8 protein-coding genes and 1 pseudogene are annotated in these 8,741 nt (G+C 74.6%); 4 read left to right on the forward strand and 5 right to left on the reverse strand.

Going from position 1 to position 8,741, the window contains the following annotated elements:
• Nucleotides 1-123 precede the first annotated feature (123 nt).
• A pseudogene (locus tag ACFWU6_RS31625) lies at nucleotides 124-2,023 on the reverse strand (AAA family ATPase).
• A 380-nt stretch (nucleotides 2,024-2,403) separates the two neighbouring features.
• On the reverse strand, nucleotides 2,404-3,039 hold the full coding sequence (locus ACFWU6_RS31630) for a uridine kinase (protein ID WP_383984675.1): 636 nt from the start codon (nucleotides 3,037-3,039) through the stop codon (nucleotides 2,404-2,406).
• Between the two features lie 124 nt (nucleotides 3,040-3,163).
• On the opposite strand from ACFWU6_RS31630, the gene ACFWU6_RS31635 reads away from it, so the two are divergent.
• Both ACFWU6_RS31635 and ACFWU6_RS31640 read left to right on the forward strand, forming a co-directional pair.
• Nucleotides 3,164-4,516, forward strand: a complete 1,353-nt coding sequence (locus ACFWU6_RS31635) for a peptidase C39 family protein (RefSeq protein WP_383984678.1) — start codon at nucleotides 3,164-3,166, stop codon at nucleotides 4,514-4,516.
• A gap of 221 nt (nucleotides 4,517-4,737) precedes the next feature.
• Nucleotides 4,738-4,887, forward strand: a complete 150-nt coding sequence (locus ACFWU6_RS31640) for an SCO1431 family membrane protein (protein WP_383812877.1) — start codon at nucleotides 4,738-4,740, stop codon at nucleotides 4,885-4,887.
• 83 nt (nucleotides 4,888-4,970) lie between these two features.
• Here ACFWU6_RS31640 and ACFWU6_RS31645 read toward each other — a convergent pair whose 3' ends face one another.
• The 3 genes from ACFWU6_RS31645 to ACFWU6_RS31655 are packed head-to-tail and all read right to left on the reverse strand — an operon-like array spanning nucleotide 4,971 to nucleotide 6,005.
• The gene (locus ACFWU6_RS31645) at nucleotides 4,971-5,264 is read right to left on the reverse strand and encodes a hypothetical protein (RefSeq protein WP_383984681.1); all 294 of its coding nucleotides are present in this window, start codon (nucleotides 5,262-5,264) and stop codon (nucleotides 4,971-4,973) included.
• Nucleotides 5,258-5,755, reverse strand: coding sequence for a DUF6114 domain-containing protein (locus ACFWU6_RS31650; protein ID WP_383984684.1), 498 nt, complete (start codon nucleotides 5,753-5,755; stop codon nucleotides 5,258-5,260). Before ACFWU6_RS31650 ends, ACFWU6_RS31645 begins: the two co-directional genes overlap by 7 nt.
• A 22-nt stretch (nucleotides 5,756-5,777) precedes the next feature.
• A complete protein-coding gene (locus tag ACFWU6_RS31655) occupies nucleotides 5,778-6,005 on the reverse strand; it encodes a hypothetical protein (protein WP_383984687.1) in 228 nt (75 codons plus the stop codon).
• 110 nt (nucleotides 6,006-6,115) lie between these two features.
• On the opposite strand from ACFWU6_RS31655, the gene ACFWU6_RS31660 reads away from it, so the two are divergent.
• Together ACFWU6_RS31660 and ACFWU6_RS31665 are read left to right on the forward strand one after the other, a co-directional pair.
• Nucleotides 6,116-6,811, forward strand: coding sequence for a TetR/AcrR family transcriptional regulator (locus ACFWU6_RS31660; protein ID WP_383812881.1), 696 nt, complete (start codon nucleotides 6,116-6,118; stop codon nucleotides 6,809-6,811).
• Nucleotides 6,812-6,959: 148 nt separating this feature from the next.
• On the forward strand, nucleotides 6,960-8,132 hold the full coding sequence (locus ACFWU6_RS31665) for an acyl-CoA dehydrogenase family protein (protein WP_383812882.1): 1,173 nt from the start codon (nucleotides 6,960-6,962) through the stop codon (nucleotides 8,130-8,132).
• Nucleotides 8,133-8,741 lie beyond the last annotated feature (609 nt).

The raw sequence follows: 8,741 nt of genomic DNA on the forward strand, positions 1-8,741 counted from the left end.
GGGGCCCGCGGGCCCCCGGGCGCCCCCCCGCGCCCCGGGGCCGCGGGGGGCCCCCCCCCCCCCGGGGGGGGCCGGGCGGGGCCGGGGCCCCCCCCAGGGCGGTCCGCAGCGTCGCGGGCCGCGCTACAGGGGATCCGCGCGGTCCTGGGGCCCGCGGCCGGAGAGGACCTCCCCGTACGCCTGCATCAGGTCCGGCAGCCGCAGCGTCGCCAGGTCGTCCCGGGACGGCTCGCCCGCGAAGCCCGCCAGCCGCAGGTCCCGGTACGCGCAGCTCTTCTCGTACAGGGTCCGCAGGAAGCGCCCGTTGCCGAGCTCGTCGATCCAGCCCTGCTCCACCACGTGTCCGCTGATGCTGCGCAGTTCCTCCAGCGCCTCCTCGTCCCAGCGGTCCCCGTCCGCCTCCGCCAGCACCCCGCCGATCGCCGTCAGCTCCGGCGGCCGGTAGCTGGGGAAGTCGACCCGGGTGGTGAACCGGGACGACAGCCCCGGATTGGCCGACAGCAGCCTGTCCATGCCGGCCGGATAGCCCGCCAGGATCACCACCAGGTGGTCGCGGTTGTCCTCGGCGCGCTTGAGCAGCACCTGGAGGGCCTCGTCCCCGTACGCGTCGCCCTTGCTGTAGCCCGAGTTGGAGAGGCTGTACGCCTCGTCCACGAACAGCACCCCGCCGATCGCCGAATCGATCAGCTCGTTCGCCTTCACCGCGGTCTGCCCCAGGAACTCGCCGACCAGGTCGGCGCGTTGGGCCTCCACCAGGTGGTCGCCGCCGAGCAGCCCGAGGGCGTAGAAGACGCGGCCCAGAATCCGGGCCACCGTCGTCTTGCCCGTGCCGGAGGGGCCCGAGAAGACGAAGTGCCGCTTCGGCGGCTGCACCGGCAGGCCCTGGCCGGCCCGCAACCGCGCCATGTGCAGCTGCGCGGAGAGCGCCTTCACCTGCCGCTTGACCGGCTCCAGGCCCACCATCCGCTCCAGCTCCGCCAGCGCCTCGGCGAGCGCGGCCGGATCGGCGGGCCCGGCCGGCAGCCCCGGAGCCGCCCCCTGCCGCGGGACGGGCGCCTTGCGCCGTACGCCCTCGGCCAGTCCGGCCGGTGTCCCGGGCGGCGGCACCAGCGGATCGGGCTCCGCCTGGCCGTCCGGCGCGATGTCCTGGACGGGCCCGACGCCGCCGAGCGCCACGGCCGCGAAGTCCCCGCCCGCGGGGGACGGGCCGTGTCCCGCGTGGCCCCCGTAGCCGGAGAAGCCCCCCGGGCCGGCCAGCCCGGCCATGCCGTCGGAGTCGTCGCCGTCCTCGATGGCCGTCAGCCGGGCCGCCGTGTCCATGAACGACGGGTCGACCCGGTGCACCGCCCGGTACAGCGGCAGCGCCGCCGCACTGCGCCCGGTGCCCTCGTGGGCCCGCGCCAGCCAGTACCGCAGCTCCTTGCGCTGCGGCTGCTCGCTGCGGCAGCGCATCAGCGCCGCCGCCAGCACGGGCTCGGCCTGCCCGTACATCTCCAGGCGGACCCGCGCCATCCCGCCGAACAGGCCCGCCTCGATGCCCAGCAGCGGGTCGTCCACCAGCGGCTCGGTGTGCCGCACCAGCTGCTCCCAGTCCTTGACCAGGTAGGCCCGGCAGGCGTGCAGGAACCGGACCTGCGGATCGGTGTCCACCGGCGGCAGCGCGGCGAGCGCCTGGTCCAGTTCCGGTACGTGCCGGCCGTCCAGCCAGTGCGAGGCGTGAGCCAGCAGGAGGTCCCGCGGGCTCTCCAGCACCGGCTGGACCCACCAGCCCAGCCAGTACCAGGAGTTCAGGGTCCGCCGGTGCCGGGAGCGCTGCTCGCCGAAGCGGTCCCGGTGCGCGTACATGCGCAATAACGCGTTGGTGGTGTCCACCCGCAGTGCGTGCAGGCCGAGCCAGGCGTCGGCCATCGCGGGATCGAGCCGTACGGCCGCCCGGGTACGCGCCCATGGTGCAGGCGTCGACCCCCCGCAGCCAGGCGAGTTCGGCCGGCGCGTGCGTCCTGCCCGGCGTGCCGAAATCCATGACGTCCCCCACAAGCCCGCCCCCGTGGTGCGCGGCAACCCTCGCGCCGTGCACGCGAGTTGCCTGCTGCGCCGATGAAATCAGGGCTGCATCGTACCTGCGCTCCCGCACCATACGTAGGGTGCGACGGGCCCGGTTCGGGCGTGCGCCCCGGGCGCGTGCGGTGACTCAGGGTGAGATGCCGGGGGTGTTCCCTCCCGTGCGGGGCCGACGCCCAGGGGCCGCTGGAGCAGGGCGAAGCCCCCGGTCACGGGGGAACAACCGGGGGCTTCGGAACCGCGGAGACCCCCAAGGGCCCCGCATTGAGAACGTAAGGCCGCTGCAGGTTCCCGGTCAAGGACGCCGGAGGGGGCCTCCCGGGCCGGGCCGTCCGGGGTGGCTCAGGCCCGGGGGAGTCCGTCACCCGGAGTGAGGAAATCGGCCGTTCCTGCGGTCGCACCGGTCCCGGAAGACCACTCGTATCCCGTACCGCTCTGGCGTACCAGGGTGTCGGCGAAGGGGCGTGAAGGGTCGTGCGCGAAGTGCGTACGCTCCGCGCGCTCCCATCCGTCCCAGAAGTCGGAGAGTTCACCACCGTCCCGCCTCCTCCCGCGCCCCCAGGACTTCTCACGCGGCAGCTCCATCCACAGCAGCCCCGCCAGATGCGGGCGAAGCGCCCGCCGGCCGGCCCCGACCCCCTCGACGAGCAGCACCGGCGCCACCTCCAGCACCCGCCGCGGCCCGAAGGCGCGCGCCACCCAGTCGTACGGAGCCCAGTGAGCCGTCCGGCCCGCGGCGAGGGGCTCCAGCACCTGCGCGCGCAGCCGGTCCACCCAGCCGAACAGCTCCTCGTGGGTCGCCACGTCGTCCAGGTGCAGCACCGGGGCCCCGCCCAGCTCCTCGGCCAGCCGTCCGGCGAACGTGCTCTTGCCCGACCCCGCGTGCCCGTCGATCCCGATCAGCCGCACCGGCCCCAGCGACGGCGGCCGCGCGGCGAGCTCCCGCGCCAGGCCCTTCAGTGACGGCTGTGGCTCCACGACCCCACCCTACGGCCGGACCGGTCGTCACCCCCGACACGGGGACCCGGCTTCGGCGCACGGCGCGCGGGAACTGGAAGGGTGGAGCCACCGAAGACCCACGCACCCCTGGGGGAACCCCGCGATGACCGCACCCACACCGCGCAGGGCCGTACTCGTCGCCGCACTCGCGGTCGCCACGGCGGCCACCGTCTCCGGCGGCGGCTCCGCGGCGGCCCTCCCGTCGTCCCCCCGCGGACCGGGCCGCACCGTCGACAACCGCTTCTGGCACTCCCACGAGCACTGGCGGGCGGGCACCCACCGGGGCACGACGCCCGCCGCCGGCGCCCGCCCCGGCCTGGAGATCGCCACGGCGGCCGGCCGCATGGAATACGCCGACCCGCACACCGGCCGCAAGAGCACCTGGGAGTACGCCACCTGGACCTCCCCGGTGCACCGCTCGACGGTGCCCGCCACCGAGGCCATCGCCTCCTGGAACGCCCGCACCCCGGCCGGCACCTGGATCCAGGTCGAGCTGCGCGGCACCTACACCGACGGCACGGCCACCCCCTGGTACGTGATGGGCCGCTGGGCCTCGGGAGACCGCGACATCCGGCGCACCTCCGTGGACGGCCAGACCGACGGCAGGTCCACCGTCTGGACCGACACCCTCGCCGTCGACGCGCCGGCCGCCGGACTGCGCATCGCGGACTGGCAGCTGCGCCTGACCCTCCACCGCAAGCCCGGCGCGGACCACGGGCCGACCGTCTGGCTGGCCGGCGCCATGGCCTCCGCCGTCCCGGACCGCTTCACCGTGCCCGCCGCGGCCCCCTCCGGCACGGCCCACGAGCTGGCGGTCCCGCGCTACTCGCAGGAGACCCACGCCGGCCAGTACCCCGAGTACGACAACGGCGGTGAGGCCTGGTGCAGCCCCACGTCCTCACAGATGACCATCGAGTTCTGGGGCGGCCGGGCCTCCGCCGCGGACCTGGCCTGGGTCAACCCGGAGTACGCCGACCCGCAGGTCTGCCACGCGGCCCGCTCCACGTACGACGCCGCCTACAAGGGCTGCGGCAACTGGCCCTTCAACGCCGCCTACGCGGCCACCTACCGCGGCCTTGCGGGGGTCGTCACCCGGCTCGGCTCGCTCACCGACCTGGAAACCCTGGTCCGGGCCGGCATCCCGGCCATCACCTCGCAGTCCTTCCTGCCCGGTGAGCTCACCGGGGCGGGCTACGGCACCGCCGGCCACCTGATGACCGTCATCGGCTTCACCGCCGCCGGGGACGTGGTCGCCAACGACCCGAACTCGCCCGACAACGCCTCCGTCCGGCGGGTCTACCAGCGCCGGGAATGGGAGAACGTCTGGCTCCGGACCAAGCGCCACAACGCGGCCGGCAAGGTCGTCTCGGGTACCGGGGGCGTCTGCTACCTCTACGTCCCCGCGGCGGCGAGCCCGGCGCAGGTGGAGGCGCTGCGGACGGTCGGAGTCCTCTGAGGGGCCGGCGGGGCCGGCGGGGTCGGCGGGGTCGGCGGGGCGGCCCCGCCGACCGGACGCGGCAGCCGCGGCGGCAGCCGCAGCCGTGACATCCGCCGGTGAGTCCCTGCGGGGCGAGCGCCGGACCCCATCCGCACAGGCCGGCGTCCGCGGCGTGACGCGCGCCACCCGTGACCCTCATCTCTACCGCGAACGCCGCGAGCGCTGGCACATTGGACGCCATGACCGCCACCAGCGCCGCCGCCCCCACCGCCCCCGCCCTCGTCCGCACCGGAGGCCCCACGGAGGACTCCGCCTGGCTGGAACACGTGCTCGGCTGGACCCTCGTGGTGGTCGTCGCCATGCTCGTCACCCAGCTCGGCTGGCTGTAACCCCCCACCGGAGCCGCCGCCCGGCCGCCGCCGCGAAGGCGGCGCCGATGCCGTACGCCCCAGGGACGCCGCCCGCACCGGGATCACGAGGCCTCCAGCCGCAGCCCCTCGGTCACGATCACGTCCGAGGTCACCAGGGCCTGCTCGGCCGTCACCCGGGTCATGAAGACGAACGGCGGGATGACCGGGGGCGCGGGCAGTCCGTCGGGGCTGAACGTGACGCACAGCAGCCCTTCGATGCACCCGCTGAACCTGGTCAGGTACAGGGTGACGTCGCCGCGCAGGTCGAGGGAGGCGGCGGCCAGCGCGTACTCGTCCCGCCCGTCGCGGGTGCGCAGCCGGTAGTCGCGCAGCGAGGCCGCGCGCATCTTCAGCACCAGCACCTTGAGCGGCCCGTTCCGTCGCGGCCCGGATTCCGCCGACCGTGACCACCTCCCTCTTCGCGCCGCAGGGGTTCGCCCTCGCGGGCGTCACGCAGGTCCCGACGGTGGAAGGCGCCGCCGCGGCGGTCGAGGCGGCCGTCGGCGCTCCTGAGAACGCCGACGCCGTGAACGCCGCTCCCGCCGCCGGCGACGTTCCCACCGGTGGGGCGTTCGGCATCGGTGGAGCGCCCGCCACCAGCGCCGTCAGCAGCACCACGGGCAGGGCGGCGGCCGGCGTCCGCGGGCCGCCGCCGTCCAGGCCCGGGCAGCGGGGAGAGCGGGACCAAGGGCAGTTCGGCCCCGCCCAGCACCACCAGCAGGCCGCCCCAGAACGGCCGGGTCCGGCGCCAGGCGCGCAGCCGCCGCCGGCGCTCGGGAAGCGGCAGTCGCCGCTCCAGCCACCCGCCCCGCGGGTCCCTCACGCCGCCCGCCGCGCCTAGAAGCACTTCGCGCCGTCCAGGGCGACGCTCAGCAGCGGTCCGTCTGGACGTAGGAGGCCAGGCCCTTGCTGCTCAGCTTCGAGGGGGAGACCTGGAAGCTGGTCCCCGAGACGGCGAAGGAGGCGGCGAGCGCGCCCTGCGCCATGACCATGGCCATCGCCCCGACCGCGACGACCGCGGGCATCGCGGCGGCGGCCGTCTTCTTCCAGTTGACGCGGCTCTCGACGGGCCGTCCCGTGTTCCTGCCGGTACCCATGATGTTCCTCCCGTACGTCGTCCGGTGCGCAGGGGAAGTGCGGAGCCAGCTCGGCACGCAGGTCTGCCATACTTCCGGCATCCTGTGGCGGTTCGAGGCTAGGGCTCAATTTGAATAATAGTCAACAGCGCGGAACGACCGAGCGTTCGCAGGTTCGACGGGCCGAACTCATAGCGACCGGCCGGAAGTTGTTCGCCGACACCTCGTACGACGCGCTGTCCATGGACGACATCGCCCGGCACGCGGGCGTCGCCAAGGGGCTGATCTACTACTACTTCAAGAGCAAACGCGGCTACTACCTCGCCATCGTCGAGGACTCGGTCGCCGAGCTCGTCGCCCGCGCCGGCGACGAGAGCGACCTCCCCGACGCCGAACGCGTCCGCCGCACCATCGACGGATACCTCCACTACGCCGAACACCACCACGCCGCCTACCGCACCATCGTCACCGGCGGCGTCGGCTGCGACGCGGAGGTCCTCGCCATCCGCGACGCCGTCCGCGAGGAACTCGTCGCCACCATCGCCGAGGGCGCCTACGGCCGCCGCACGGTACCGGCCGTCGCCCGCCTCGCTCTCGTGGGCTGGCTCTCCGGGGTCGAGGGGCTCACCCTGGAATGGATCGGCGGCCCCGCGGCCGACCGGGCCTCCCGGCCCGGCCGCGCCGAGGTGGGAGCCCTGCTCGTCCGCCAGCTGCGGGCCACCCTGACGGTCATCGGGGAGTTCGTCCCGGAGTGTCCCGCTCCGCCCGCTCCCGAGGAGCCCGCTACCCCTTTCGGTGATCTTGCCCCGGTGACGGGAAGCCACTGATCGGGCATACTCAAGCCGCCGCAGCCGCTGAACAGCCCCTTCCGTGATCCGGGAGGGGCAGCATCGGCTGTGCGAGAACCGAGACCCGGCGGCGCGTCCCACACCTCACGCGTCGCCGCCGTGCCCGACGAGGGAGGAGAGCGCCGCCATGAACGACCGCGCCCCGCAGCCGGTGGACCGACAGCTGCCCACCGAGGAGTCCCGGGACCTCCTCGCGCTCGTACGCGAGATCGCCCAGCGGGAGATCCGCCCCCGGGCCGCCGAGGAAGAGGACTCCGGTCGCTTCCCCCGTGAGATCTTCACCCTGCTCTCCGAGGCCGGCCTGCTCGGCCTCCCGTACGCCGGGGAGTTCGGCGGCGGCGAGCAGCCCTACGAGGTCTACCTCCAGATCCTGGAAGAGCTGGCCGCGGCCCGCCTCACCGTCGGCCTCGGCGTCAGCGTGCACTCCCTGGCCTGCCACGGCCTCGCCGGCTACGGCACCAAGGAGCAGCAGGGCGCCCACCTGCCCGCCATGCTCGGCGGCGGGCTGCTCGGCGCCTACTGCCTCTCCGAACCGGCCGCCGGCTCCGACGCCGCCGCGCTGACCACCAAGGCGGTCCGCGACGGCGACGACTGGGTCATCACCGGCACCAAGGCGTGGATCACCCACGGCGGAGTCGCGGACTTCTACACCGTCCTCGCCCGCACCGGCGCCCCGGGCCCCAAGGGCATCACCGCCTTCCTGGTCCCCGGCGACGCGGACGGGCTGACCGCCGCCGTGCCCGAGAAGAAGATGGGCATGAAGGGCTCGCCCACGGCCCAGCTGCACTTCGACGGCGTACGCGTACCGGACGCACGGCGCATCGGCGAGGAGGGGCAGGGCTTCGGCATCGCCCTGGCCGCCCTGGACGCGGGACGCCTGGGCATCGCGGCCTGCGCCATCGGCGTCGCCCAGGCGGCGCTCGACGAGGCGGTGGCGTACGCACGGGACCGCAAGCAGTTCGGACACCCCATCGCGGACTTCCAGGGGCTGCGCTTCATGCTGGCCGACATGGCCACCAAGATCGAGGCGGGCCGGGCGCTCTACCTCGCGGCGGCCCGGCTGCGGGACGCGGGCAAGCCCTTCTCCCGCCAGGCGGCCATGGCCAAGCTCTTCTGCACCGACTCGGCGATGTCCGTCACCACGGACGCCGTCCAGGTCCTCGGCGGTTACGGCTACACGGCGGACTTCCCGGTGGAGCGGCTCATGCGCGAGGCCAAGGTGCTCCAGATCGTGGAGGGCACCAACCAGATCCAGCGCATGGTCATCGCCCGCCACCTGGCGGGGCCGGAGACGCGCTAGGCGGATGGGCCTGGAGCGCCCGGCGGCGGGCGGGGCCGGGCGGGGCGGCCGGGCGGCGGGGGCGGCGGCGTGGTGACGTGCTGTCGCTCCGTTCCACTCCGTTCCGCTCCGTTCAGCCGCCGTAGAGCGGCCCGCTGGGCCAGATCGGCGACGAGGCGATCCGCGCCCACTCGGCGTCCCGCCGACCCGGTACGGTCCGTCCGTCCTCGGCCCAGCGCGCGATCATCGCGCTGTAGATCGGCGGATCGGGAATCCGCCGCCGAAACCCATGCTGAACCGATTCTTCGCAACCGAGCGGCACCGGCCGCCTACGGCGTCCCGTCCGTGGCGCGGATGTCTCAACCGTGGTCATGCAACGGCAACGCGCCGCGCAAGGCCCGGGTAATCGCTGCCCGGCCCCGGGGATGCGTTCGAGGGGTGGCCGGGGGGTGGGGCTTCGGGGGGCTTCGGGGGGCGGGGGCTTTGAGGGGTGGGGCGGGGGTGGTGGGGGCGGGGGCGTCGGCGGGGCGGGGGTGGGCGGGTTTGGGGGGTTCCCGTCAGTCTCATCGTCTCTCCGGGTCGGGCCGGTACCACAATGGCGCTCCTCCGACTTAGGAGGGTCGGGTGGCG

It is taken from the genome of Streptomyces sp. NPDC058674 (assembly GCF_042716505.1).
Classification (GTDB): Bacteria; Actinomycetota; Actinomycetes; order Streptomycetales; family Streptomycetaceae; genus Streptomyces.

Bases quoted from the DNA above. Each gene is read 5' to 3' on its own strand.
- ACFWU6_RS31665 (WP_383812882.1), top strand. From the start codon at position 6,960: ATGAACGACCGCGCCCCGCAGCCGGTGGACCGACAGCTGCCCACCGAG.
- ACFWU6_RS31640 (WP_383812877.1), top strand. From the start codon at position 4,738: ATGACCGCCACCAGCGCCGCCGCCCCCACCGCCCCCGCCCTCGTCCGC.
- ACFWU6_RS31655 (WP_383984687.1), bottom strand. From the start codon at position 6,005: ATGGGTACCGGCAGGAACACGGGACGGCCCGTCGAGAGCCGCGTCAAC.
- ACFWU6_RS31635 (WP_383984678.1), top strand. From the start codon at position 3,164: ATGACCGCACCCACACCGCGCAGGGCCGTACTCGTCGCCGCACTCGCG.